Genomic DNA, 25,638 nt, shown 5'->3' with positions numbered 1-25,638 from the left:
CAGGTTTTACGGTTGAGCGTGATGCAGCGCCGTCACGAACTCGACGACGACGCCCGGCGCGAGCGCCACGAAAATTTGCATGGCGGCTTCTTGCGGGCCCATCGGCGGCACTTGCGCCGTTTGATAGTCGACGCCGGTTGCCCGCAGGCGCGCGAGCAGCGCCTGCCACTCGGCGGCGCTTTCCAGACGGAACGCAATGTGATCGATGCGCGGCGCGGCTCTCACCGAGGTGCCGGGCACCGTGGCCTCGACCAGATGGATCACCGCGCGCCCGTTGGCATACAGCCAATAGCCGCCGACGGAAAACGGCGGACGCGCGCCTTGCGTCAAGCCGACTACATCGACGAAGAAACGCCGGGCTGTGTCGAGATCGGCGGTGACGATAGTCGCGTGATCCAGTTGCATGGTTGGGCCGGCTAACTGCGCCGCATGGGTTTTCGAGATGTGCATTGTGGCCGCGACGCGTCAATTTGATAATTGGCGTAGCATTTGAAGCATTTTCAAATGCCATTTGAAGAAAGCGATGGATAATCTCGGCGACATTCGCCTCTTTGTAGAAGCCGCCCAGCACGGCAGCCTGTCGGCCGCGGGCCGCAAAATGGGGCTCACACCGGCCGCTGCAAGCGCGCGCCTGGCGAAACTCGAAGCCGGCCTGAAAGCGCGGCTGTTCGAGCGCACCACCCGCCAGTTGCGACTCACCGACGAAGGGCGCCTCTATTTGAACTGCTGCCGCCAGGCGCTGCAGTCGCTAGACGACGCAAAGGCCGCGCTGCAAGCGGGGCAAGGGGTGGTGCGCGGCAAGGTGCGTGTCTCGGCGACGTCGGACTTCGGCCGCAATCTGCTGATGCATTGGCTCGACGAGTTCAACGCGCTCTACCCGGAAGTGACGTTCGCCCTGACGCTGTCGGACTCGCTGTCGAACCTGGTGCAGGAGGACATCGACCTCGCGATCCGCTTCGGCGTGCCGCAGGACAGCTCGCTGGTGGCGCGCAAGCTGGCGCCCAACCGGCGCGTGCTGTGCGCATCGCCGGAATACATTGCACGCAAGGGCGAGCCGAAAGACCCGTACGATCTCGCCAATTTCGATTGCATCGTGCTCAGCACCGGCTCCGGTCCGGTGAACGAATGGCGCTTCACGCGCGGCGACGAAGTGCAGCAGTACACCGTGCCCTTCGAAACCGCGCGCGAGACCAACGACGGCGCCGTCGCCCGCGAATGGGCGCTGCGCGGCTACGGCATCGCGATCAAGTCGATGTGGGACGTGCAAGCGGATCTGCGCGCCGACGGCCTCAAAATTCTGCTGCCCGAGTGGCGCTATCCGGACGCGCCGCTGCACGCGCTCTACCACCGCAACCGTTTCATGGCGCCGCGCGTGCGCGTGCTGCTCGATTTTCTGAGCGAGCGCTTCGCGCAAGTGTCCGACGAACTGGAAAGCCTGCTGGGCCTCCCGCCGGATGGGCCGCGCGCCGAAACGGGCGGACAAACCGTATTCGGCGAAGGGCTATAATGTTGCGTTACGCTGCGAGCGTGCGCAGTGAGCGGCTAGACATGACCAGAACGGCGGTCTTGCCCCGCGCAAATCCGCGGAAACTGCCGGCCGTTCCGAGACTTCGCGCACGTTTTCGCATCTCCTTGACCCCTAATACGACGCCCCCAGATTAACCACTGCGACCGGCGAAATTCGATGACCAAGAAAGTTTATGTAAAGACCTTTGGCTGCCAGATGAACGAGTACGACTCCGACAAGATGGTCGACGTACTGGGCGCGGCTGAAGGGCTCATCAAGACGGACACGCCGGAAGACGCGGACGTCATTCTGTTCAACACCTGCTCGGTACGCGAGAAAGCTCAGGAGAAAGTCTTCTCCGACCTCGGCCGCGTGCGCGAACTGAAAGAAGCGAATCCGAACCTGATCATCGGCGTGGGCGGCTGCGTGGCGAGCCAGGAAGGCGCGTCGATCGTAGCTCGCGCGCCGTACGTCGATCTGGTGTTCGGGCCGCAAACGCTGCACCGTCTGCCGCAAATGATCGACAAGCGCCGTGAAAGCGGCCGCCCGCAAGTCGACATCACTTTCCCGGAAATCGAAAAGTTCGACCATTTGCCGCCGGCTCGCGTCGACGGTCCGAGCGCGTTCGTGTCGATCATGGAAGGCTGCAGCAAGTACTGCAGCTATTGCGTCGTGCCCTACACGCGCGGTGAAGAAGTATCGCGTCCGCTCGACGACGTGCTCACCGAAATTGCGGGCCTCGCCGACCAGGGCGTGCGCGAAGTCACGCTGCTCGGCCAGAACGTGAACGCCTATCGTGGCGCGCTCACGCTGGGTTCGTCGGAAATCGCCGACTTTGCGACGCTGATCGAGTACGTCGCCGATCTTCCGGGAATCGAACGGATTCGCTATACCACGTCGCATCCCAAGGAATTCACGCAGCGCCTGATCGACACTTACGCGAAGGTGCCCAAGCTCGTGAGTCACCTGCATCTGCCGGTGCAGCATGGCTCCGACCGCATTCTGATGGCCATGAAACGCGGCTACACCGTGCTCGAATACAAGTCTGTGATCCGTAAATTGCGCGCTATCCGCCCGGATCTGTCACTTTCCACGGACATGATCGTCGGCTTCCCCGGCGAGACGGAAGAAGACTTCGACAAGATGATGGCGCTCGTGCACGAGATGAAGTACGACACGAGCTTCTCGTTCATCTACAGTCCGCGCCCTGGTACGCCGGCGGCGAATCTGCATGACGACACGCCGCGCGAAGTGAAGCTCCGGCGCCTGCAACATCTGCAAGCCACGATCGAAGAAAATGTGCAGCGCATCAGCGATTCGATGGTCGGCAAGGTGGAGCGCATTCTGGTCGAACGCCCGGCACGTAAGGATCCGAACGAACTCGCGGGCCGCACGGAGAATAACCGCGTGGTGAATTTTCCGGCGCCGTTGGCTTCGCATGCGCGGCTGACCGGTCAAATGGTCGACGTGAAAATCGTCAAAGCGTACCCACATTCACTGCGTGGGGAACTCGTGCTGGTGCACGACCATGCGGCGGACGGCGCAAGCGCCATCACGCATTGACCGACTGACAACCGACCCAGCTGCGCGGCCCCGCCGCGCGACGCACCGCACGACGCACCCGAGTACTGAAACCGACAGGATCGAATCACCGCCTTGAAAACCACTCAGCCGCATCTGGAATTCACTGCTCCGCGCGACGACAACGCGCGGCTCGCCAACCTCTGCGGACCGCTCGACGAAAACCTGCGGCAAATCGAGCAGGCGCTCGACGTGACGCTGCAACGCCGCGGACATCGCATTACGATTCGCGGGCGCGGCGCCAAGCTTGCGCTTACCGCCCTCGAAAACTTCTACAACAACGCGCGCGAGCCGCTGTCGGTCGACGACATTCAGCTTGCGCTCGTCGAAGTCCGACACCCGGCGCGGCATCGCACTAACGGCAACGGCAATGGCGACGAAGCGGGCGAGCCGGGCTTTCCCGGCAATCCCGACCATCCGTTCGACCAACCCGCCGACGGCGACGAAGACGACCTCGAAGAGCTCGGCCCGAAACTGTACACACGGCGCGCCGATCTGCGCGGACGCACGCCGGCACAGCGCGAGTATCTGAAGCAGATCATCTCCCACGACGTTACGTTCGGCGTCGGTCCGGCCGGCACGGGCAAGACCTATCTCGCGGTCGCCTGCGCTGTTGACGCGCTCGAGCGCGATCAGGTCAAGCGCATCGTTCTGACGCGCCCGGCCGTCGAAGCGGGCGAGCGTCTCGGCTTTCTGCCGGGCGATCTCGCACAGAAGGTCGATCCGTATCTGCGCCCGCTGTACGACGCGCTCTACGATCTGCTCGGCTTCGACAAAACCGCGAAGATGTTCGAGCGGCAAATGATCGAAATCGCGCCGCTCGCGTACATGCGCGGCCGCACGCTGAATCACGCGTTCATCATTCTGGACGAGGCGCAAAACACCACGCCCGAGCAGATGAAGATGTTTCTCACGCGGATCGGATTCGGCTCGAAAGCCGTGGTGACCGGCGACACGACTCAGGTCGACTTGCCGCGTGGGCACAAGAGCGGGCTCATCGAAGCGCAGCAGGTTCTGTCCGACGTGCGCGGCATTGCGCTCACCCGCTTCACTAGTGCGGACGTGGTGCGGCATCCGCTCGTCGCGCGAATTGTCGAGGCGTACGACGCGCATTCGCAGAAGACTGCCAGCCCGGCGGATTCGCGTTAATGCGGCTCGACGCACGTCATAACACGCTGAACGCGCGGCCAACGGGCCGGCTGCGTTTCGCGCTCCGCGTCGCGCAGCGTTTTTCGCGGCGCCTCGCGCTGCTGTGCGCTGAGCGCTGCGCACGGCGTTCGGCAAATCGACTCGCGCACCGCATTGCGGATCGACTCGCACATCACTTCGCGCATCTTCTTGCGCCTCGCTTCACGCATCACTTCAAACCAGCATGAGCCGCGCCCCGAAACTGACGCTGAACCTGCAATTCCCCGCGGCCAGGACGTGGCCTGAACATAAGGCGCTGCTGCCTCGCGCCACGGTGGCCAGCTGGATCAAGGCCGCGCTTTTCGCGGACGGCGAGCTGACCGTGCGTTTCGTCGACGCAGAAGAAGGCCGGACGCTGAACCACACGTATCGCGGCAAGGACTATTCGACCAATGTGCTGACTTTCGCGTACGCGGAATCGGAAGACGATCCCGTGACGGGCGATCTGATCTTGTGCTGCCCCGTCGTCGAGAAAGAAGCCGCCGAGCAGGGCAAGCCGCTCCTCGCGCACTACGCGCATCTGCTCGTGCACGGCACGCTCCACGCCCAAGGCTACGACCACGAAGTCGAGGAAGAAGCCGAGGAAATGGAAGCGATCGAAACCGAGATTCTCGGCAAGCTCGGCTTTCCCGACCCTTATCGTTAACCGTCGCCCGGACCGAACCGTGAGCTCATTTTCCTCTGACGCCGACGCCCGAACGCCCTGCCCGGACTATCCCCCCGCGCTCGGCGAGTCGCGGCTGCTGACGGACGAGGAGTTGCGCGCGTCGCTCGATTGCACGCTGCGCGACTGGGACCGACAGAGCGACTTATGGCTTTTCGGCTATGGCTCGCTGATCTGGAACCCCGGCTTGCCCACCGTCGAAGCCACGCGCTCGAAGGTGCATGGTTATCACCGGGGCTTGTATCTCTGGTCGCGCGTGAATCGGGGCACGCCGGAACAGCCAGGACTCGTGCTCGCGCTCGATCGCGGCGGCTCCTGCACGGGCATTGCGTTTCGTCTGGCGGCGCAAGGCGCCATGCCGCATCTGGAAGCGCTCTGGCGCCGCGAAATGGCGATGGGTTCGTACCGGCCAGCGTGGCTGCCGTGCGTACTCGCCGACGGCCGGCGCGTCGACGCACTCGCGTTCGTGATGCGCCGGGATGTGCCGAGTTACACCGGCAAGCTTGACGACGAGATTGTCAAAACGGTGTTCGGCTGCGCGCGCGGCCGCTACGGCACGACACTCGAATATGTCAGCCGCACGGTTCACGCGCTGCGCGAAAGCGGCATGCCGGACCGGGCGCTGGAAGCGCTTCTCCAGCGCTGCCAGGCGGGGAATGACACGCCCGGTTCTGCCGGCGATGAACTGCGCAGGCAGCCGCAAGCGGGTAAGTAAGCGCCGCGCCGATTTTTGCTCCGAAACGCTTTTCACCCCGTAATCAGTTAGGATTGACCCATGGACCGCGCCTTGCGGCGCACCGGTGTCAGCCCGGTTTCATTCATCGCCAGGTGCGGCGGGACACGGTCCTGCCATGTGCCTGGTGTATCCTTAATGCTCTGCAACAGCGCGCCCAGTCTTGCCGGGCGCACTACCATGAACGACACGTATCCCAGTCGACGCCACACCGACAAACCGCAGGAAAAACGCTCGCTGCTCGAGCGTCTTACCGATTTCATCTCGCCCGAGCCCGACTCGCGCGCCGAACTTCTTGAAATTCTGCAGGACGCGCACGAGCGCAACCTGATCGACGCCGACTCGCTGTCGATGATCGAAGGCGTGTTCCAGGTCACCGAACTCAGCGCACGCGACATCATGGTGCCGCGCGCCCAAATGGACGCGATCAACATCGCGGACAATCCCGCCGAATTCATCCCTTACGTGCTGGAAAAAGCGCATTCGCGCTATCCGGTCTATGAAGGCAATCGCGACAACATCATCGGCGTGCTGCTGGCGAAAGACCTGCTGCGCTACTACGCGGAAGAAGAGTTCGATGTGCGCGGCATGTTGCGCCCCGCCGTCTTTATCCCCGAATCGAAGCGTCTGAACGTGTTGCTGCACGATTTCCGTGTGAATCGCAATCACCTCGCGGTGGTGGTCGACGAATACGGCGGCGTGGCCGGTCTCATCACCATCGAGGACGTGCTGGAACAGATCGTTGGCGACATTGAAGACGAATACGATTTCGACGAGGAAAGCGGCAACATCATCGCCTCGCCGGACGGACGCTTCCGTGTGCGGGCGCTGACGGAGATCGAACAGTTCAACGAAGCGTTCGGCACACACTACCCGGACGAAGAAGTCGATACGATCGGCGGACTCGTCACGCATCACTTCGGACGCGTGCCGCATCGCGGCGAGAAGGTTCGCATCGACGATCTTATTTTCGAGATTCTGCGCGGCGACGCCCGCCAGGTTCACATGCTGCTCGTGCGGCGCGATCCGCTCGCCGGTCAGCGCGAGCGCGAAGCGCAGCACGTGCAGACCTGAGCGGCCCGGCTGCTCTAAGGTCCAGCCTGCCGCTGCACGCGCCGCCCTGCTCCGCACGCTAACTTTTCAATTTGTCACTTCTCACGCCGACCGCGCAACAATGGCCGACCCGATTACTTCCCGCTCCCGTCACGGCATGAGCGCTTCTGCCGCGAATCCCACGCGGGTGCGCACGCTACCTCGCTGGCATTACCTCGTCGCGCTGGCGGCAGGCGCGGCCAATACGCTGTCGTTCGCGCCCACGCCGCATGGCGGCTGGCTAGAACTCGTCATCTTCGTGTTTTTCTTTGGCTGGCTGACGCGCGCCACCGGCTGGAAAAGCGCCGCGCTGACAGGCGGCGCTTTCGGCTTCGGCAACTTCGTGAGCGGCGTCTGGTGGTTGTACGTCAGCATGCATTTTTTCGGCGGCATGCCCGCGCCGCTTGCCGGCACGGCGCTCGTGCTGTTTTCGCTTTATCTCGCGCTGTATCCCGCTTTGGCAGCGGGCGTCTGGTCGTTCTGCGCCGGTCACGCCCGCAATGGCTCATCGAGCACCGATACGCCGTTCTCGCCGACGTGGCATGGGGCGCTCGCCTTCGCCAGCGCATGGGCCATCGGCGAATGGTTGCGCGGCACGGTGTTCACCGGTTTTCCGTGGCTCGCTAGCGGCTATGCGCAAGTCGACGGCCCGTTCGCCGGATTCGCGCCACTCGCGGGCGTGTACGGCGTCGGTTGGGTGCTCGCGCTCGCAGCGGCGTTGATCGTGCAGGCGCTGCTTGCTCTGCTGCGCCGTTCGCGTGAGCCTCGCGAAGCTTCGTCCAGCGGCCAAAATGCCCGCGACGGCATCGCGCGGATCGCCGCGCCGGCCGGCATCGCACTGGCGCTGATCGCGGCGGGCCTGTTGCTGCCGCTCGCCAAATGGACGGTTCCCGCCAACGCGCCGTTGACCGTGCGCCTCTTGCAAGGCGACGTCAAACAGGAAATGAAGTTCGAGGAAGCGGGCATGCGCGCCGCCATCGACCAGTATCAGCAGATGATCACCTCGAAGCCCGCCGACCTGATCGTCACGCCGGAGACCGCCATTCCCGTGCTGGCGCAGCAGTTGCCGGCGCCGTTCGCCTCGGCGGTGCGCAGTTTTTCGGACTCGACCGGCAGCGCGATCCTGTTTGGCGCAATTGGCGGCTCCGTTACGCCCGAAGGCCGCGTGGTCGACTACACGAACAGCCTGTTTGGCGTGACGCCCGGTACACGCGACATCTACCGCTACGACAAGCATCACCTGGTACCGTTTGGCGAGTTCGTGCCGTGGGGCTTTCGCTGGTTCGTCAACCTGATGAGCATTCCGCTCGGCGACTTCGCGCGCGGCGGTCCGGTGCAAAAGCCATTCGTCGTGCACAACCAGCCGGTCGCAGTCGACATCTGCTACGAAGACATTTTCGGCGAAGAAATTGCGCGAACCATCCGCGAAAGCGATACGCCGGCAGGCGTGCTGATCAACTCGACCAATCTCGCGTGGTTCGGCGACACCATCGCGCTCGACCAGCACTTGCAGATAGCACGCATGCGCTCGCTCGAAACCGGCCGCCCGATGCTGCGTGCGACCAACACCGGCATGACGGCTGCGATCGACGCCAACGGCAAGGTGCTCGGACGGCTCACGCCCTACACGATCGGTTCTCTCGACTTGACCGTGCAAGGCACGGCCGGCCGCACGCCGTACGTGACGAGCGGAAATAACACGGTGCTCGCCGTTTCGTTACTACTACTCGCATTTGGCTTTGCATTCGGGCCGGGCCGTATCCGCGGGAGAAACGGCAAATCCGGAAACGGTGAAGCATAAGCAATAAAAAACGCGCGCTGCGGCATGGCCGCAAGCGCGCGTTTATCGAACCACGCAAGCGTTATTGTTGAACCACGCGAGCGTTATTGTTGAACCACGCAAGCGTTATTGCCGAACCACGCGAGCGTTACTGATTCGACGCAATGCGCTGCTGAATATGCTGCGCGCGTGCAGGCGACGCCGGGTGGGAACTCAACATACTCGATTTTCCGCCGTCTATTTGCGCGAGCTTGTTGAACGCCGTGACAAGACCCGACGGATCGAGATTTTTCTTTTTCTGCAAGTCGAACGAATAATCGTCGGCTGCGCTTTCCTGCGTTTGCGAGAATTGCGCGTTAATCAGCTTTTCCGAGAAATCGCCCAATTGCGAGCCGGACAGCGCGCCCGCAACGCCACCCGCCGAAGAAGCAACCGAACGCGCCGCGGACGTCGCATACGCAACCTGCATTGCCTTCTTCGTATGGCCGAGCGCCACGTGGCCCATTTCATGGCCGACCACGCCGCGTACCTCGTTGTCGTTCATCATGTCCATCAACCCGCTGTAGACGCGAACGCAACCGTTAGCCATCGCCCACGCGTTGACGTCCTTCGTCATGTACACCTTGTAATTCACCGGCGTGCCGTTGATGTTGTCGCCCAATTGCGCGGCAATCTTGTTTAAACGCTTCTGGTATTTGCTGTTAGCGGGCGCAATCGTGTTTTCGCTGTCAAGTTGCGCACACGATTTGTCGGTCAACGTACGCACGTCGGCATCCGAAAGCGTGGCCGCTTGCGTGGCCAACTGGCCGGATTGAATCAGCGCCGACGGATCGAGGCTGCTGACATTCGAGCACGCGGCAAACAGCGAGCAGACGGAAGCAACAATAACAAAACGATACGGTTTCATCATGAAAGTCTCTTTGTGGTGTTATTCGTTTTGACGACGCGCATAAGGCGTCGCCCATTCGCAATGGCCGCTTTCGACGCTAAAACACGCCGAATATATAACCGCACAACCATCGCCCACGCGGCAGACGAAAAAAAAGCGCCTGACGGGAGGCGCTTTTTTACCACAAACGAAAGCATTAATTCATGACTTTGAAAGACCGATTAACGCAATTTTGCAAACTTGCTGTAATCCTGGGCAAGTTTGCTTTAATAGTTCAGTCAGTTAGCCGGCACGGTATCAATAAACGACTGGCGCAGCGAAAGCTTCTGAAAATGCTTGTCGAGATTCGGATGCGACTCGCGCCAGTTCAGTTCCGGCATGCGGAAGTCCAGATAGCCCAACGCGCAACCCACGGCGATATCGGCGAGCGTGTAGTGATTGCCCGCGCACCACGGCTTGCTGCCCAGGCCTTGAGACATGGCGACGAGCGCTTCGTCGATCTTGCGCTGCTGCCGCGCCACCCACGCGTCGACCCGCTGCTCCGGCGTGCGCTGCGTGCTTTCAAGGCGGATCAGCACGGCCGCGTCCAGCAGGCCGTCGGCGAGCGCTTCCCAGCAACGCACCTCGATGCGCTCGCGCCCCGACTGCGGAATCAGCTTGCCGACCGGCGACAGCGTGTCCACGTACTCGCAGATCACGCGCGAGTCGAACACCGCTTCGCCGTCTTCCATGACGAGGCACGGCACCTTGCCAAGGGGATTGAAGGTGTGAATGCGGGTATCCGGCGCCCAGACGTTCTCGGGCACCAGCTCGTAGTCGATCTTCTTGTCGGCCAGCACGATGCGCGCTTTGCGCACGAACGGGCTGGCGAGCGAACCGATGAGTTTCATCATTGCCATCTGCCTTTTTCTGAATCCGGCGAAAGTATAAGTGCTTGGCGCCATGCGCGAGCGGCCCGTGCGCTCTCTGCGAGCCGCATGCACGTTCGCTGTGGATGGATTGCAACATTGCCGCGCCGCACGAGCGCCGTCTAGCCGGCCGAACGGCCAACGCGCCGGTCGTTCCCCGCCGGCATCGGCACAAAATGACTCTATGCATTGGGCGCTACAATCGCACGATGAACCAGCCGACCGAACCCACCATCGCCATCGACGTCTACCGCACGCGCCGCGAGCGCGTACTCGCCGCGCTGCGCGCAGCGGGCGGCGGCGTCGCCATCGTGCCGACCGCGCCCGAAGCGCTGCGCAACCGGGACGCGGATTATCCGTACCGGCACGACAGCTACTTCTACTATTTGACCGGCTTCACCGAGCCCGAGGCGCTGCTCGTGCTCGACGCAAGCGCCGCACCTGGCGAGCCCGCGTCCATCCTGTTCTGCCGCGAGAAAAACATCGAGCGTGAAACGTGGGAAGGCTTCCGTTTCGGGCCCGACGGCGCGCGCGTGGCGTTCGGATTCGACGCCGCTTTTCCGGTCGGCGAAATCGACGTGCACCTGCCGCGGCTGCTCGCGGACAAGCCGTCGCTGCACTACGCGCTCGGCGCGTCGGAAAAACTGGACAGCCAGGTGCGCGGCTGGCTCGAGGCCGTGCGCGCTCAAGGCCGCAGCGGCGTCGCGGCGCCCATGGCCGCACGCGATCTCGTGCCGCTGCTCGACGACATGCGGCTCATCAAGGACGACCACGAACTTGCGATCATGCGCCGCGCCGGGCAAATCTCCGCGCAGGCGCACCGCCGGGCGATGGCAACGTGCCGCCCCGGCGTGCGCGAGTACGAACTCGAAGCGGAGCTGCTCTACACGTTCCGCAAATTCGGCGCGCAGGCGCCCGCCTATACGTCGATCGTCGCGGCCGGCGCCAATGCATGCGTGCTGCACTATCCGGCCGGCAACGCGATTGCGCAGGATGGCGACCTCATCCTGATCGACGCGGCCTGCGAACTGGACGGCTACGCATCCGACATCACGCGCACGTTCCCGGCGAGCGGCCGCTTCACGCCGGCGCAGCGCGAGCTGTACGACATCGTGCTGGCCGCGCAGCAGGCGGCCGTCGACGCCACGCGCGTCGGCGCCAGCTTCGACGATCCGCATCAGGCCGCCGTGCGCGTGCTGTCCCAAGGCTTGCTGGACACGGGCATCGTCGAGCGCAACAAGTTCGCTTCTGTCGACGACGTGATCGCCGAGCGCGCCTACGCGCCGTTCTATATGCACCGCACCGGCCACTGGCTCGGCATGGACGTGCACGATGTGGGCGACTACCGCGAGCGCGGCGCGCCGCGCGACGAAGCCGGCGCGCTGCCCTGGCGCAGGTTGCAGGCATCGATGACGCTGACCATCGAGCCCGGCTTGTATATCCGCCCGGCCGAAGGCGTGCCCGAGCGCTACTGGAACATCGGCATTCGCATCGAGGACGACGCGATCGTCACGCCCGCAGGCTGTGAACTTATGACGCGCGACGTGCCGGTCGCCGCCGACGAGATCGAAGCGCTGATGCGCGACGCCCGCGGCTCATGAAACAAGGAAGTAACCCGCAATGAACGATGTCTCCCCGTCCACGGTGATCTTGAAGCCCGCTGCACTCGATCAGGCATTCGACTTCGACGTGACGATCGTGGGCGCCGGGCCGGTGGGGCTCGCGCTTGCCGGTTGGCTGGCCCGCCGCAGCGCGACGCGCGCGCTCAAAGTCGGCCTCGTCGACGCACGCGAGCCGGAAGACTCGATTGCCGATCCGCGCGCGATCGCCGTTTCGCACGGCAGCCGCATGATCCTGGAGCCGCTGCGCTGGCCCGCCGACGCCACCGCGATCCAACGCATCCACGTATCGCAGCGCGGTCATTTCGGCCGCACGCTGATCGACCACGGCGAGCACGGCCTGCCGGCGCTCGGCTACGTGCTGCGCTACGGCTCGATCGTGCATGGCCTCGCCGAAGCGGTGCACGCGACGCCGGTGCACTGGTTCCGCTCGACCTCCGCCGCCGCGCCCGTTCAGGAAAACGACGGCGTCACGCTGCCGATCGAAACCGCCGGCATCACGCGCCGCTTGCGCACACGGATTCTGGTGAATGCGGAAGGTGGCCTGTTCGGCGATCAAAAAGGCGGACACGACGGCGGACGCAGCGGCGCAACGAGGCGTGCAGCCGCGGCCATCGGTGCGAGCGCAGCGAACGACGCCGAAGCAAACGACGGGCGCGACCCCGAAACGCACCCGCGCACATCGGCTCCGAACGACGCGGGCGAGCACGCCGGCAATCGCGCGGACAAACAGGGCACGCGCGACTACGGGCAAACGGCGCTGGTCGGCACGGTGACCGTGTCGGCGCCGCAGCCGCATGTCGCGTGGGAACGCTTCACGCCGGAAGGCCCGATCGCGTTGCTGCCGATGGGCGGCGTGCGCGGCGCGGACTACGCGCTCGTGTGGTGCTGCTCGCCGGACGAAGCCGCGCGCCGCGCGCAACTCTCCGACGACGAATTCCTGCACGAACTCGGCAGCGCGTTCGGCGGTCGCATGGGACGCTTCACGCACATCAAGGGGCGGGCGTCGTTCCCGCTCGGGCTGAACGCCGTCGATACGCTCGTGAAGGGCCGCGCCGTCGCAATTGGCAATGCGGCGCAAACTCTGCATCCGGTCGCGGGACAAGGGCTCAATCTCGGCTTGCGCGACGCGCACGCGCTCGCCGACGCGTTGTCGGCGGAAGGCCCCACGCCGCTCGCGCTCGCGACGTTCGCACAGCGCCGCGCGCTCGACCGGCGCATGACGATCGGTGCGACCGACACGCTCGCCCGCCTTTTCACCGTCGACTTCGCGCCGCTCGCGATCATGCGCGGCCTCGCGCTGACTGCGCTTGAATTCGTGCCGCCGGTGAAAACCGCGCTCGCGCGTCAGATGATGTTCGGGCAGCGCCGCTGAGCGAAAGGCGCGCGGCTCGCGTGCCGTTTTATACGCGGCTCGTGTCGCCTCCGCTTTCGCCCCGTTTTCGCGGCCCGAACCGCGTTCGGCGAGCAGCCGGAACTCTATGACGCCGACCACTTTCATAGAAGATTTAATGGGTTACGGCGTGCGCCGGTCCGGTGCGGGTTATCTGTTAACGCTAAAATAGCGGTTTTCCCTCGCATTTCGCGAACGCTCCGATTGACAACACTGTGCAATCGGCCGCGCGCGCGTCCACGTCATGCCCACTCTCGGCTCGCACAATCTGCGCAATAACCTGTTCGTCGCGCCCATGGCCGGCGTGACCGACCGTCCGTTCCGGCAGTTGTGCAAGCGGTTGGGCGCGGGCTATGCAGTGTCCGAAATGGTCGCGTCGAACGCGCAATTGTGGAAAAGCGAGAAGACCATGCGCCGCGCGAATCACGCGGGCGAGGTCGAGCCGATCGCCGTGCAGATCGCCGGCGCCGATCCCGCCATGATGGCCGAAGCGGCCCGCTACAACGTGGCGAACGGCGCGCAGATCATCGACATCAATATGGGCTGTCCGGCCAAGAAGGTGTGCAATGTGGCGGCAGGTTCGGCCTTGTTGCAGAACGAGCCGCTCGTGCAGCGCATTGTCGAGGCGGTGGTGGGCGCGGTGGGCGTCGGTCCCGACGCGGTGCCGGTCACGCTGAAAATCCGCACCGGCTGGAATCGCGAGAACAGGAATGCGCTGAACGTCGCTCGCCTAGCGCAAGACGCCGGCATCTCCATGCTGACCGTGCACGGCCGCACGCGCGCCGACCTGTATCACGGCGACGCCGAATACGAGACCATCGCCGCAGTAAAGGCGGCGGTGCGCATTCCGGTGGTGGCCAACGGCGACATAACGTCGCCGGAGAAAGCACGCCACGTGCTCGCCGTCACGGGCGCCGACGCCATCATGATCGGCCGCGCCGCGCAGGGTCGCCCGTGGCTGTTTCGCGAGATTGAACATTTCCTGCAGACGGGCGAGTTGCTGCCGCCGCCGCGCATCGACGAAATCCAGCAGGTCATGAACGAGCACCTGGAAGATCACTACGAGTTCTACGGGGAATTTACCGGCGTTCGCACTGCGCGCAAGCACATCGGCTGGTACACTCGCGGCCTTTCCGGCGCCAACGTGTTCCGGCATCGCATGAATACGCTGGACACCTCGCGCGAACAACTCCTCGCCGTCAACGAGTTTTTCGACGCACAGAAGGCGATCTCCGACCGCCTCGTCTACGTCGACGAAACCGTTGGCAACTCCGGGCCCGACAACAAGGGCGAGGATCACACAGACCGACTGGCAGCATGAGCAAGAACAATATCGAACAATCTGTCCGCGACAGCCTGGGCGTGTATTTCCAGGATCTCGACGGCTCGAATCCGCACGACGTGTATGACATGGTGATCTCGTGCGTTGAAAAACCCCTGCTCGAAGTGGTGCTCGAGCAGGCCGGCGGCAATCAGTCGCTGGCCGCCGAGTATCTCGGCATCAACCGCAATACGCTGCGCAAGAAGCTGCAACAGCACGGTTTGTTGTAGCTCCAAGTAGTTTTCTCGCGCCCTGCCACGTTTCCCTTCGGCTTTTCGTCTTCATCATGATCAAGCAAGCGCTCATCTCCGTTTCCGACAAGTCCGGCATCCTCGACTTCGCCAAGTCGCTGTCGGACCTCGGCGTCAAGATCCTGTCGACCGGCGGCACCGCGAAACTGCTCGCGGACGCGGGCCTCTCCGTCACCGAAGTCGCCGACTACACGGGCTTCCCGGAAATGCTGGACGGGCGCGTGAAGACGCTGCATCCGAAGGTGCACGGCGGCATTCTCGCGCGCCGCGACCTGCCGGAACACATGGCGGCGCTTGAGAAGCACGACATTCCGACCATCGACCTGCTGGTCGTGAACCTGTACCCGTTCGTGCAGACGGTGTCGAAAGAAGAGTGCTCGCTGGAAGACGCGATCGAGAACATCGACATCGGCGGCCCGACCATGCTGCGCTCCGCTGCGAAGAATCATCGCGACGTGACCGTGGTGGTCGATCCCGCTGATTACGCGGTCGTGCTCGAGGAAATGCGCGCGAACAGCAATGCGGTGTCGTACAAGACGAACTTCCGTCTCGCGACCAAGGTGTTCGCACACACCGCGCAGTACGACGGCGCGATCACGAACTATCTGACGAGCCTCACCGACGAACTGCAGCACGCGTCGCGCAACGCTTATCCGGCGACCTTCAACCTCGCCTTCGACAAGGTGCAGGATTTGCGCTACGGCGAAAACCCGCATCAGAGCGCCGCGTTCTATCGCGACCTGTCGGTTCCGGCCGGCGCGCTCGCGAACTACAACCAGTTGCAAGGCAAGGAACTCTCGTACAACAACATTGCCGACTCCGACGCGGCGTGGGAATGCGTGAAGACCTTCGACGTGCCGGCCTGCGTGATCGTCAAGCATGCGAATCCGTGCGGCGTGGCGGTCGGCGCCGACGCGAACGAAGCATATTCGAAGGCGTTCCAGACCGATCCGACGTCGGCGTTCGGCGGCATCATCGCATTCAATCGCGAGGTTGATGAAGCGGCGGCGCAAGCGGTGGCCAAGCAGTTCGTCGAAGTGCTGATCGCACCGTCGTTCAGCGCCGAAGCGCGTCAGGTTTTCGCGGCGAAGCAGAATGTGCGCTTGCTTGAAATCGCCCTGGGCGAAGGCCACAACGCGTTCGATCTGAAGCGCGTGGGCGGCGGCCTGCTGGTTCAATCACTCGACTCGAAGAACGTGCAGCCGCGCGAATTGCGCGTGGTCACGAAGCGTCATCCGACGCCGAAGGAAATGGACGACCTGCTGTTCGCATGGCGCGTGGCGAAGTACGTGAAGTCGAACGCGATCGTGTTCTGCGGCAACGGCATGACGCTCGGCGTCGGCGCGGGCCAGATGAGCCGTGTGGACTCGGCGCGCATCGCGAGCATCAAGGCGCAGAACGCCGGTTTGAAGCTGACTGGCTCGGCGGTCGCGTCGGACGCGTTCTTTCCGTTCCGCGACGGCCTCGACGTGGTCGTGGCAGCGGGCGCGACCTGCGTGATTCAACCGGGCGGCTCGATGCGCGACGACGAAGTGGTTAGCGCCGCTGACGAACACAACATCGCGATGGTGTTGACCGGCGTGCGTCATTTCCGTCATTGATCCGGGTCTGACGAGCGGCGTGTCTTTGCATCATCCGCAATAAGAGACGATAGAACGGCCCGATGGAATTCTCCGCCGGGTCGTTTTGTTTTTGGACGCCCGAGCAATGCCGAGCCTGAGTAGTCAGTCCGGCGGGTCCTTGCGCTCGTAGCCGTCTCTCACTTCCGGGTGCTGGCTGATGTAGGTGCTAAGGCCCTCGCCTTGCTTCGCGAGGCGCTTGAGTTCGGCCACATGTTTCGCGCCGACGCTCTTTTTCGAATACCAGTAGGTCGTGCCCGAGTTGAAGCGAGCGGCGACGAAGTCATCGCCGATTTCGTAAGCCACGACGCCGGATTTCCCGCTCCTGTTCCCATAGCGCTGCATGTGCGATCGCCTCCCTGCGTCGAAAGCAGCAGTTTTTATTCCGCATGCCTCGCCACATGCCGACCGCCGCGCGGCGCGTGTGTTGTAGTATCGCAGGCACCTGGTTTTAACCGCATCTGCGGCACTTCATGAGAATTCTCGGCATCGACCCCGGCTTGCGCGTGACCGGCTTCGGCGTGATCGATCAAAGCGGTCACACACTCAGCTATGTCGCCAGCGGCATCATCAAGACCGCGGACGCCGATTTGCCGTCGCGGCTCGGCACTATCTTCGAGGGCATCTCGACGCTGATTCGCCAGCACTCGCCGGATCAATCGGCAATCGAAAAAGTGTTCGTCAACGTCAATCCGCAATCCACGTTGCTGCTCGGCCAGGCGCGCGGCGCGGCCATCTGCGGACTCGTGGCGGGCGGCGTGCCGGTCGCCGAATACACCGCCCTGCAGTTGAAGCAGGCCGTAGTCGGTTATGGCCGCGCGACCAAGGAGCAGATGCAGCAGATGGTCGTGCGCCTGCTCAATCTTTCGGGCGTGCCGAGCACCGACGCCGCCGACGCGCTCGGCATGGCCATATGTCATGCGCACGGCGGCACGACATTGAGCACGCTCGGCGGCATCGCGCCTTCGCTCGCGAAGAAAGGATTGCGCGTGAGACGCGGGCGTCTGGTTGGCTGATCTTTCCGTGCGGCCCCCGCTTTTTTCGCTTGATGCGATGACTGGCCTCAAGCGGCACACACGCCCTGCGCTACACTCGCCCTTTCTCTCGAATTTGAATTCGCCATGATCGGTCGCATTGCCGGCGTTCTGCTGGAAAAAAACCCGCCGCATCTGCTCGTCGACTGCAACGGCGTCGGTTACGAAGTCGATGTGCCGATGAGCACGTTCTACAACTTGCCGTCCACCGGCGAACGCGTGGTACTGCTCACGCAAATGATCGTGCGAGAAGACGCGCATCTGCTCTACGGCTTCGGCACCACCGAGGAACGCTCCACTTTCCGCGAGTTGCTCAAGATCTCGGGCATCGGCGCGCGCATGGCGCTGGCCGTGCTGTCCGGCATGAGCGTGCACGAGCTTTCGCAGACCGTCACGATGCAGGACGCCGCGCGCCTCACGCGCGTGCCCGGCATCGGCAAGAAGACGGCGGAGCGGCTGCTGCTCGAACTGAAGGGCAAGCTCGGCGCGGACCTGGGCGCGATGGCCGGCGCGGCGTCCGCATCGGATCACGCGTCCGACATTCTCAACGCGCTGCTCGCATTGGGCTACTCGGAGAAAGAAGCGTTGGCCGCAATCAAGAACGTGCCGGCCGGCACCGGCGTCTCAGAAGGCATCAAACTCGCGCTCAAGGCGTTGTCCAAGGCCTGAAGCCGAGGGCCTCGGCGGCGGCCTCGCCGTGCTCGGGGAAAGATGCCCGCGTGATGTGAAGTCGTCTGTCAGGTCGAGGCGCCTTGGCCATTCGGCCGGGTTTCCGGACCGTCCTCGCGCGGTACAATGACCACATGATCGAAACCGACAAACTCGCCGCCGAGCGCATCATCGCGGCCACGCCCGTCTCGCCGAACGAGGAAGCGTTCGAACGAGCGTTGCGACCGCGCCAGCTCGAAGAATATGTCGGGCAGGAAAAAGTGCGCGGTCAGCTGGAAATCTTCATTGAGGCCGCCAAGCGCCGCTCCGAATCGCTCGACCACGTGTTGCTGTTTGGGCCGCCGGGCTTGGGCAAAACCACGCTCGCGCACATCATCGCGCGGGAAATGGGCGTGAATCTGCGGCAAACCTCCGGACCGGTGCTGGAGCGCGCCGGCGACCTGGCCGCGCTGCTGACCAATCTCGAAGCCAACGACGTGTTGTTCATCGACGAAATTCACCGGCTTTCGCCGGTCGTCGAAGAAATTCTGTACCCCGCGTTGGAGGATTATCAGATCGACATCATGATCGGCGAAGGGCCGGCCGCACGCAGCGTCAAGCTGGACTTGCAGCCGTTCACACTGGTCGGTGCGACCACCCGCGCGGGCATGCTGACCAATCCGCTGCGTGATCGCTTCGGAATCGTTGCACGGTTGGAGTTTTATAACGCCGAGGAACTCGCGCGCATCGTCACGCGTTCGGCTTCGCTCCTGAATGCGCAGATTCATCCTGACGGCGCGTTCGAAATTGCCAAACGCGCACGAGGCACACCGCGTATCGCCAACCGGCTGCTGCGCCGCGTGCGCGATTTCGCCGAAGTTAAAGCCGACGGCAACATCACCGCGCAAGTCGCCGATGCGGCGCTCAGAATGCTCGACGTCGACGCGGTCGGCTTCGACCTGATGGACCGCAAGCTGCTGGAAGCGATTCTGCATAAGTTCGACGGCGGGCCGGTCGGCGTCGACAACCTTGCGGCGGCCATCGGCGAAGAACGCGACACTATCGAAGACGTGCTCGAGCCGTATCTGATCCAGCAAGGCTTCCTGCAACGCACGCCGCGCGGCCGTGTGGCCACGCTGCTGACTTACCGGCACTTCGGGCTCGCGGCGCCGGACGCGTCCAGCACGTTGCCTGGGCTGTGGGACTCGGCTGCGACCTGAGCCGGATCTCAAAGCGCAAGCGGCTATTCGTGGGCCGGTTGAGCGGCTTGGCTTCGCGTGCGCGTCGTCGCATCAGTCACCAGTGATCAGATGAACGGGGAGTACGGCGTGTCCAAACGCGCGCGTCGGCGGGTTACTGCGGCGCGCGAGACGGACTTCGCTCAACGGCGTGACGCGAGCTCACGTGGCGTGGCGTAACGTCGAGTGACGCGGCGCGAGTGATCAACGCCCCGGTTCCGGGACCTTCTTGAAGCTATCGTCCGCGCTGGGTGCGTCGAGATGCGAGACGTCGCCCCACGACACCACCGTCGCGCGGCCGTTGTCGAAGTCCACCACATTCACGCTAGTGTTCAGCAGCGTGTAGTCGCGCGGTGCATCGAGCGGTAAACCGCATGCAAAGCGACGCACACAATCGAGCACGCCACCATGCGCGACACAGGCGATTCGCCCACCCGGATGCGCGGCGACGAGCGGTTCGATCGCGTGCAACACGCGGTGGTAGAACGCGCGCTGCGACTCGCCTCCGGGCGGCGTGAAGCCGGGGTCGCGGGTTTGCCAGTGTGCGTATTCGTCTGGGAAGCGCGCGGCGATTTCGTCGCTGTCGTGGCCCTGGAACGCGCCGTATGAGCGCTCGCGCAAACCTTCGCGCAGATGCACCGGCAAGCCGAGCGCGTCCGCGACGGGTTGCGCGGTTTGCCGCGCGCGCTGCAGGTCGCTCGAATAAATCGCATCGAGCCGCGCGCCGTGCTTCACTTGATCGACGATGCGGCGTGCGAGGCTTTGCGCCTGGGCAAGTCCTACCGACGCGAGCGGAATGTCGATGTGCCCTTGAATGCGTTTGATGCGGTTCCAGTCGGTCTCGCCGTGCCGGATAAACAGAATCTGCGTGGTCATGGGATCCAGTTGGGCGCTGTTGGCCGGTTGTGCCGAACCGCTATTGTCGCAAGAACTGCGCGAAACTCAGGCGTTGGTCTGCAGCCAGAACGTGACCGGCCCGTCGTTGACGAGGGACACCTGCATGTCGGCGCCAAATTCGCCGGTCTCGACGATAGGATGCTTTGCGCGCGCCGCCGAAACGAAGTAGTCGAACAGGCGCTTGCCCTCGTCTGGCGGCGCGGCCGGCGTGAAGCTCGGACGCAAGCCGCTGTTGGTATCCGCGGCCAACGTGAACTGCGAAACCAGCAGCAGACCTCCTGCGCGCCCGGCGCCGTCCAGGTTCTGCACGGAGAGGTTCATCTTGCCAGCGGCGTCGCTGAACACGCGGTAGCCGAGCACTTTGGCGAGTAGCCGGTCGGCGGCCGCTTCGGTGTCGCCGCGCTCCGCACACACGAGCGCGAGCAGGCCCGCGTCGATCGCGCCCGTCACGCGGTCGGCCACGCGCACTTCGGCGCGCCGCACTCGCTGAATCAACGCGATCATCGGGCCGGCTCCGGCTGCGAAGTTCGGTTCATCGCGTGCACAGTCAGGCAGTGAGCGTGACGCGCGCAAAGCGGCGCTTGCCGACCTGCACCACATACTCGCCCGACTCGACCTTCAGGCCCTTGTCCGACACGGTCGCGCCGTCGATCTTCACACCGCCCTGTTCGATGTTGCGCAACGCTTCGCTTGTCGACGGCACGAGGTTGGCCTGCTTAAGCAATTGGCCGATGGCTAGCGGTGCGCCTGCCAGCGTAACCGCCGGGATGTCGTCCGGCACGCCGCCCTTCGCGCGGTGGTTGAAGTCTTCGAGCGCACGCTCGGCATCGGCCTGCGAGTGAAAGCGCGCGACGATTTCCTGGCCCAGCATGACCTTGAAATCGCGCGGATTGCGGCCGGCTTCGATCTCTTTCTTGAAGCCGGCGATTTCGTCCATCGGACGGAACGACAGCAGCTCGAAGTAACGCCACATTAGCACGTCGGAAATACTCATCAGCTTGCCGAACATCTCTGTCGGCTTTTCGCTGATGCCGATGTAGTTGTTCTTCGACTTCGACATCTTCTCGACACCGTCGAGACCTTCGAGCAGCGGCATCGTCAGGATGCACTGCTGCTCCTGGCCGTACTGCTTCTGCAGTTCGCGACCGACCAGCAGGTTGAACTTCTGATCGGTGCCGCCGAGTTCCAGATCGGCATTCAGCGCGACCGAGTCGTAACCCTGCATCAGCGGATACAGGAATTCGTGGATGGAAATCGGCACGCCGCTCTGGAAGCGCTTGGTGAAATCTTCGCGCTCGAGAATTCGCGCAACCGTGTAGCGCGACGCGAGCTTGATCATGCCGTCGGCGCCGAGCGGCATCGACCATTCGCTGTTGTAGCGGATCTCGGTCTTCTCACGGTCGAGCACCAGCGCGGCCTGCTCGAAATAGGTCTTCGCGTTCGATTCGATCTGCTCGCGCGTGAGCGGCGGGCGCGTGGCATTGCGGCCCGACGGGTCGCCGATCAGCGACGTGAAATCGCCGATCAGGAAAATGACCGTGTGACCGAGATCCTGCAACTGACGCATCTTGTTCAGCACGACCGTGTGGCCGATATGGATGTCCGGCGCGGTCGGATCGAGCCCGAGCTTGATACGCAGCGGTGTGCCGGTTGCCGCGCTCTTCGCGAGTTTTTGCGCGAATTCTTCTTCGATCAACAATTCGTCGACGCCTCGCTTCGTGACGGCGAGCGCGTGACGGACTTCGTCGGTGATCGGGAAGGCGGGGGCGGCGTTAGGCTTGGTGGACTCGGTGCTCATGCTGGAAACGGGAAGTCGCGGAAAAAAGTAGATTGTCCCATAGATGCACGTCGCCGCGCCCACCGACAGGGGCACGAGCGCGCCGCGCCGGTGGGATCTGCACGCCGCAGCACGTCGCAGCACGTCGCTCCGGCGGCGACGCGCTTCATATTCGAGCGCGCTTGCATCGATAATCTGCTAAAACCTTCGCAATGAAGCGGCAATGAACGAGCAACGAACCATTACCAGGAGCAGCAACGTGGCGCAAGACCCCGCAGACGGCGTCTACTTTGGATTGATGTCCGGCACGAGCATGGACGGCGTGGACGGCGTGGCTGTCCGCTTCGCCCAAGGGAAGCCGCCCGTGGTGTTGGCCGAGGCCTTTGTCGGTTTTGCGGCGGGCTTGCGCGACGCGTTGTTCGCGCTGCAGCAGCCGGGCGAAAACGAGATCGAACGAGAAGCGCTGGCCGCCAACGCGCTCGCCACGCGCTATACGGTGTGCTGTCACGAGCTCTTGCGCGGCTGCCACGTTCCCGCCGCCGAAGTGCGCGCGATCGGCGTGCATGGGCAGACGGTGCGGCACAGGCCGGAGAAAGGATATACGCGGCAGATCAACAACCCCTCGCTGCTCGCCGAGATGATGCACATCGACGTGGTCGCCGATTTCCGCAGCAGGGACGTCGCCGCAGGCGGCCAGGGCGCGCCGCTCGTGCCGGCGTTTCACGCGACCGTGTTCGGCGCGAAAGACGAGACGCGGGTCGTGTGCAATCTTGGCGGCATCAGCAACATCACGATTCTGAATGCGACCGGCAGCGTGCGTGGTTTCGACTGCGGGCCGGCGAACGCACTCCTCGACGAGTGGGCGCAGCGCCATCTCGGCAAGCCATTCGACGAAAACGGTCAGTTCGCGGCAAGCGGCCAGGTGGACCGGTCTCTGCTGAACGCGCTGCTCGACGAACCGTTTTTCGCACAACAGCCGCCTAAGAGCACCGGACGCGACCTGTTCAACGCCGAGTGGCTGGACGCCAAACTGCGCCCGTTTGGCGGACTCGCGCCGGCGGACGTGCAGGCGACGCTGGTCGCGCTAACCGCTGTGACGGTCGCGCGCGAGATCGAGCGGCACGCGCCGGACGCACGAGCGGTCTACGTGTGCGGCGGCGGCGCACGCAATCCGGAGATCATGAAGGCGCTGCAGCAGGCACTGGAAGACAGCGGCGTAAGCGGCGTACCCGTGATGACGACCGACGCCCTCGGCGTGCCGCCGAGCCAGGTCGAGCCGCTGGCCTTTGCGTGGCTCGCGATGCGCTGTGTGGCGCGGCTGCCGGGGAGTTTGCCGGCTGTTACCGGCGCGAGTGCGGAACGTGTGCTGGGAGCGATTTACCCGCGTTGACGCTTTCGTCATCGAGCGAGCGCGTTTGCGCGGGTTGCGCGGGCGCGCGTCTCGTCGGCGTGCACAGGCAAATGAAAAACGGGGCCCGAGGCCCCGTTGCTTTCCAACTTTTGTCTGCCCGCTATCAGACCGAGAACGACGAACCGCAACCGCAGGTAGTGCTCGCGTTCGGGTTCTTGATCACGAACTGCGCGCCGTTGATGTCGTCCTTGTAGTCGATCTCTGCGCCGACCAGGTACTGGTAGCTCATCGAGTCGATCAGCAATTGCACGCCGCTCTTGTTCATGACGGTGTCGTCTTCGTTGACGGCTTCGTCGAACGTAAAGCCGTACTGAAAGCCGGAACAGCCGCCGCCCTGCACGAAAACGCGCAGTTTCAGGTCCGCATTGCCTTCTTCTTCGATCAGTTGCTTGACCTTGTCAGCCGCTGCGTCGGTAAAAACGAAGGGGGCGGGCATCTCGGTCACGGGTGTGTCGGTGACTGCGTTCATTCGAACTCTCCAAAAAGCTTCTAACCGCTATTGTAGGGCTGATCTCAATATCGTGCCGAAGCCCACAAAATCAATGGGTTCTTACAGTCGTCCGAATCGACGCTGCGATTGCGCGCACAGTCTGCCTGCATCGGCCGAAGCGGGCCGGGCGCGCCCAAGCCGTAGCCCCCAATCGGGCCACTGACCATAAAAAAAGCCGCCTTCGCGACAGCGTTGGCGGCTTTTGCTGCGTTCCGACCCTGGAGCCGGTTCGCACCCGAAGCGATTAACGCTTCGAGAATTGCTTCCTGCGACGTGCCTTGTGGAAGCCGACCTTCTTACGTTCGACTTCACGAGCGTCACGCGTAACGAAGCCAGCCTTCGACAGTTCCGGCTTCAGCGTTGCGTCGTAGTCCATCAGCGCGCGGGTGATACCGTGGCGAACTGCGCCGGCTTGACCCGTTTCACCGCCACCGTTCACGTTGACCTTGATGTCGAACGTGACGCCGTGGTTCGTGAGTTCCAGCGGTTGACGAACGATCATGAGCGACGTTTCGCGCGAGAAGTAATCGGCGATAGGCTTGCCGTTCACAATGATCTCGCCCTTGCCTGCCTTGATGAACACGCGTGCGACGGCGCTCTTGCGGCGGCCCGTGCCGTAATTCCAGTTACCGATCATGTGGGCTCCCCTTAGATCTCGAGCGCTTTCGGCTGTTGCGCCGAATGCGGATGCGTTGCTTCAGCGTAGACCTTCAGCTTCTTGATCATCGCGTAGCCGAGCGGGCCCTTCGGCAGCATGCCCTTGACCGCTTTTTCGAGCGCACGGCCCGGGAAGCGTTCCTGCATCTTGCCGAACGTCGTTTCATAGATACCGCCCGGGTAGCCCGAGTGGCGATAGTACTTCTTGTCAGTAGCCTTGTTGCCCGTGACCTTCAGCTTGCCGGCGTTGATAACGATGATGAAATCACCGGTGTCGACGTGCGGAGTGAATTCAGGCTTGTGCTTGCCGCGAAGACGGTGTGCCACTTCGCTGGCGACACGCCCGAGAACCTTATCCGTCGCGTCAATCACGTACCATTCGCGCGTCACCTCATGGGCTTTTGCGGAAAACGTCTTCATGATCGATCCAAAAAAATTGCTGCGCCCAATGTGTTTTTTCCTGCTTGTAGTGTGCGCATCGAGGCGCGTGCAGGCTCTCCCTGTTCTTCCTCCGCGGGCGCGAATGCGGAAAAGCCCTGAATTATAAAGGAATTTGCGGCGTCAAGTCAAAACGTGCGGGACTTGCTGCCAAAGGCACCTTCGCGGGGCTTTCCGCGCACGTCAGAACGTGGGCGAAAAAAAACCCGAACAAGTGGTTCGGGTTTAATCCACCAAAGGAGGAGGTGGAGGAGACAGCGGAGGTTGCGAACTGCCGCAACCGATGTCGCAATTATATGAAGCAAGCTTGTGCAACGCAAGAACATTTGCAATGCGAAATCGGATTTCATAATGTGGATTGAAGCAGGCGAGGAGCGTCCGTTCGGCGAGCTTCAGCAGCGAGGCATGAACGGTTCTGTGACACAACCGTGCCGCTACTAGAGCAAAACCCCTAAACGGTCGGAAATCTCTTTCACCCGTCGCAACATGCCGCGCTGCAGCAT

General features: G+C 63.3%; 26 protein-coding genes. 16 read left to right on the top strand and 10 right to left on the bottom strand.

The annotated features are described in order from the left end of the window. Positions 1–6: 6 nt before the first annotated feature. Entirely contained in the window at positions 7–405 is a 399-nt protein-coding gene (locus JMY24_RS00235; RefSeq protein WP_128595808.1) for a VOC family protein, read from the bottom strand. Between the two features lie 118 nt (positions 406–523). Between JMY24_RS00235 and JMY24_RS00230 the strand changes: the two genes are divergently transcribed. From JMY24_RS00230 to lnt, 7 genes are all read left to right on the top strand, one after another. Continuing rightward, positions 524–1,507: a LysR family transcriptional regulator gene (locus JMY24_RS00230; RefSeq protein ID WP_128595804.1), complete on the top strand. Its 984-nt coding sequence runs from the start codon at positions 524–526 to the stop codon at positions 1,505–1,507. Positions 1,508–1,684: 177 nt separating this feature from the next. Beyond that, positions 1,685–3,070 carry a tRNA (N6-isopentenyl adenosine(37)-C2)-methylthiotransferase MiaB gene (gene miaB / locus JMY24_RS00225; protein ID WP_128595805.1) on the top strand — a complete coding sequence of 462 codons (1,386 nt, stop codon included), beginning with the start codon at positions 1,685–1,687 and terminating at the stop codon, positions 3,068–3,070. A 93-nt stretch (positions 3,071–3,163) separates the two neighbouring features. Beyond that, positions 3,164–4,237 (top strand): PhoH family protein, encoded by a 1,074-nt coding sequence (locus tag JMY24_RS00220; RefSeq protein ID WP_128586295.1) that lies wholly within the window; start codon positions 3,164–3,166, stop codon positions 4,235–4,237. A gap of 223 nt (positions 4,238–4,460) precedes the next feature. Next, complete coding sequence (gene ybeY, locus JMY24_RS00215; RefSeq protein WP_128595806.1) at positions 4,461–4,922, top strand: rRNA maturation RNase YbeY; 462 nt, start codon at positions 4,461–4,463, stop codon at positions 4,920–4,922. Between the two features lie 19 nt (positions 4,923–4,941). Beyond that, complete coding sequence (locus JMY24_RS00210) at positions 4,942–5,655, top strand: gamma-glutamylcyclotransferase (RefSeq protein ID WP_128586297.1); 714 nt, start codon at positions 4,942–4,944, stop codon at positions 5,653–5,655. A gap of 198 nt (positions 5,656–5,853) precedes the next feature. Beyond that, positions 5,854–6,747: an HlyC/CorC family transporter gene (locus JMY24_RS00205; protein WP_027778836.1), complete on the top strand. Its 894-nt coding sequence runs from the start codon at positions 5,854–5,856 to the stop codon at positions 6,745–6,747. Between the two features lie 100 nt (positions 6,748–6,847). Beyond that, a complete protein-coding gene (gene lnt, locus JMY24_RS00200) occupies positions 6,848–8,566 on the top strand; it encodes an apolipoprotein N-acyltransferase (protein WP_201701268.1) in 1,719 nt (572 codons plus the stop codon). Positions 8,567–8,693: 127 nt separating this feature from the next. Here lnt and loiP read toward each other — a convergent pair whose 3' ends face one another. Together loiP and JMY24_RS00190 are read right to left on the bottom strand one after the other, a co-directional pair. After that, positions 8,694–9,452, bottom strand: coding sequence for a metalloprotease LoiP (gene loiP, locus JMY24_RS00195; protein ID WP_128595810.1), 759 nt, complete (start codon positions 9,450–9,452; stop codon positions 8,694–8,696). 260 nt (positions 9,453–9,712) lie between these two features. Next, on the bottom strand, positions 9,713–10,327 hold the full coding sequence (locus JMY24_RS00190; protein WP_193414810.1) for a glutathione S-transferase C-terminal domain-containing protein: 615 nt from the start codon (positions 10,325–10,327) through the stop codon (positions 9,713–9,715). A 224-nt stretch (positions 10,328–10,551) separates the two neighbouring features. Between JMY24_RS00190 and JMY24_RS00185 the strand changes: the two genes are divergently transcribed. The 5 genes from JMY24_RS00185 to purH all read left to right on the top strand — a co-directional run bounded on the left by JMY24_RS00185 (position 10,552) and on the right by purH (position 16,527). Continuing rightward, positions 10,552–11,943, top strand: coding sequence for an aminopeptidase P N-terminal domain-containing protein (locus JMY24_RS00185; protein ID WP_201701267.1), 1,392 nt, complete (start codon positions 10,552–10,554; stop codon positions 11,941–11,943). A gap of 19 nt (positions 11,944–11,962) precedes the next feature. Beyond that, positions 11,963–13,336, top strand: a complete 1,374-nt coding sequence (locus tag JMY24_RS00180) for a UbiH/UbiF/VisC/COQ6 family ubiquinone biosynthesis hydroxylase (protein WP_201701266.1) — start codon at positions 11,963–11,965, stop codon at positions 13,334–13,336. A gap of 262 nt (positions 13,337–13,598) precedes the next feature. Beyond that, the gene (gene dusB / locus JMY24_RS00175) at positions 13,599–14,675 is read left to right on the top strand and encodes a tRNA dihydrouridine synthase DusB (protein ID WP_128590263.1); all 1,077 of its coding nucleotides are present in this window, start codon (positions 13,599–13,601) and stop codon (positions 14,673–14,675) included. Next, complete coding sequence (locus tag JMY24_RS00170) at positions 14,672–14,905, top strand: Fis family transcriptional regulator (protein ID WP_020069294.1); 234 nt, start codon at positions 14,672–14,674, stop codon at positions 14,903–14,905. Before dusB ends, JMY24_RS00170 begins: the two co-directional genes overlap by 4 nt. A gap of 56 nt (positions 14,906–14,961) precedes the next feature. Beyond that, positions 14,962–16,527, top strand: coding sequence for a bifunctional phosphoribosylaminoimidazolecarboxamide formyltransferase/IMP cyclohydrolase (purH, locus tag JMY24_RS00165; RefSeq protein WP_128595811.1), 1,566 nt, complete (start codon positions 14,962–14,964; stop codon positions 16,525–16,527). 123 nt (positions 16,528–16,650) lie between these two features. Here the strand turns inward: purH and JMY24_RS00160 are convergent, their stop codons facing one another. Further along, positions 16,651–16,890 (bottom strand): hypothetical protein, encoded by a 240-nt coding sequence (locus JMY24_RS00160; protein WP_128595812.1) that lies wholly within the window; start codon positions 16,888–16,890, stop codon positions 16,651–16,653. Between the two features lie 128 nt (positions 16,891–17,018). Between JMY24_RS00160 and ruvC the strand changes: the two genes are divergently transcribed. The 3 genes from ruvC to ruvB all read left to right on the top strand — a co-directional run bounded on the left by ruvC (position 17,019) and on the right by ruvB (position 19,447). After that, on the top strand, positions 17,019–17,561 hold the full coding sequence (ruvC, locus tag JMY24_RS00155) for a crossover junction endodeoxyribonuclease RuvC (RefSeq protein ID WP_020069297.1): 543 nt from the start codon (positions 17,019–17,021) through the stop codon (positions 17,559–17,561). A 105-nt stretch (positions 17,562–17,666) separates the two neighbouring features. Next, positions 17,667–18,248, top strand: a complete 582-nt coding sequence (gene ruvA, locus JMY24_RS00150; protein WP_201701265.1) for a Holliday junction branch migration protein RuvA — start codon at positions 17,667–17,669, stop codon at positions 18,246–18,248. A gap of 134 nt (positions 18,249–18,382) precedes the next feature. Then, on the top strand, positions 18,383–19,447 hold the full coding sequence (gene ruvB, locus JMY24_RS00145; protein ID WP_020069299.1) for a Holliday junction branch migration DNA helicase RuvB: 1,065 nt from the start codon (positions 18,383–18,385) through the stop codon (positions 19,445–19,447). Between the two features lie 222 nt (positions 19,448–19,669). On the opposite strand, the gene JMY24_RS00140 is transcribed toward ruvB, so the two are convergent. The 3 genes from JMY24_RS00140 to tyrS all read right to left on the bottom strand — a co-directional run bounded on the left by JMY24_RS00140 (position 19,670) and on the right by tyrS (position 22,160). After that, positions 19,670–20,341: a histidine phosphatase family protein gene (locus JMY24_RS00140; RefSeq protein ID WP_201701264.1), complete on the bottom strand. Its 672-nt coding sequence runs from the start codon at positions 20,339–20,341 to the stop codon at positions 19,670–19,672. A 66-nt stretch (positions 20,342–20,407) separates the two neighbouring features. Next, positions 20,408–20,866, bottom strand: a complete 459-nt coding sequence (gene dtd / locus JMY24_RS00135) for a D-aminoacyl-tRNA deacylase (RefSeq protein ID WP_175149090.1) — start codon at positions 20,864–20,866, stop codon at positions 20,408–20,410. 43 nt (positions 20,867–20,909) lie between these two features. Next, positions 20,910–22,160 carry a tyrosine--tRNA ligase gene (gene tyrS, locus JMY24_RS00130; protein WP_087752490.1) on the bottom strand — a complete coding sequence of 417 codons (1,251 nt, stop codon included), beginning with the start codon at positions 22,158–22,160 and terminating at the stop codon, positions 20,910–20,912. A 238-nt stretch (positions 22,161–22,398) separates the two neighbouring features. Between tyrS and JMY24_RS00125 the strand changes: the two genes are divergently transcribed. After that, complete coding sequence (locus JMY24_RS00125) at positions 22,399–23,529, top strand: anhydro-N-acetylmuramic acid kinase (protein WP_128595816.1); 1,131 nt, start codon at positions 22,399–22,401, stop codon at positions 23,527–23,529. A 124-nt stretch (positions 23,530–23,653) separates the two neighbouring features. On the opposite strand, the gene erpA is transcribed toward JMY24_RS00125, so the two are convergent. The 3 genes from erpA to rplM all read right to left on the bottom strand — a co-directional run bounded on the left by erpA (position 23,654) and on the right by rplM (position 25,117). Beyond that, entirely contained in the window at positions 23,654–24,019 is a 366-nt protein-coding gene (erpA, locus tag JMY24_RS00120) for an iron-sulfur cluster insertion protein ErpA (protein ID WP_029968241.1), read from the bottom strand. Between the two features lie 265 nt (positions 24,020–24,284). Further along, positions 24,285–24,677: a 30S ribosomal protein S9 gene (gene rpsI / locus JMY24_RS00115; protein WP_007180423.1), complete on the bottom strand. Its 393-nt coding sequence runs from the start codon at positions 24,675–24,677 to the stop codon at positions 24,285–24,287. Between the two features lie 11 nt (positions 24,678–24,688). Further along, complete coding sequence (rplM, locus tag JMY24_RS00110; protein ID WP_020069304.1) at positions 24,689–25,117, bottom strand: 50S ribosomal protein L13; 429 nt, start codon at positions 25,115–25,117, stop codon at positions 24,689–24,691. Positions 25,118–25,638 lie beyond the last annotated feature (521 nt).

This window comes from Paraburkholderia kirstenboschensis (genome assembly GCF_904848585.1).
GTDB lineage: Bacteria > Pseudomonadota > Gammaproteobacteria > Burkholderiales > Burkholderiaceae > Paraburkholderia > Paraburkholderia kirstenboschensis.
Note: the sequence above shows the minus strand (reverse complement) of the source record. Positions and strands in the feature narration are given on the sequence as shown.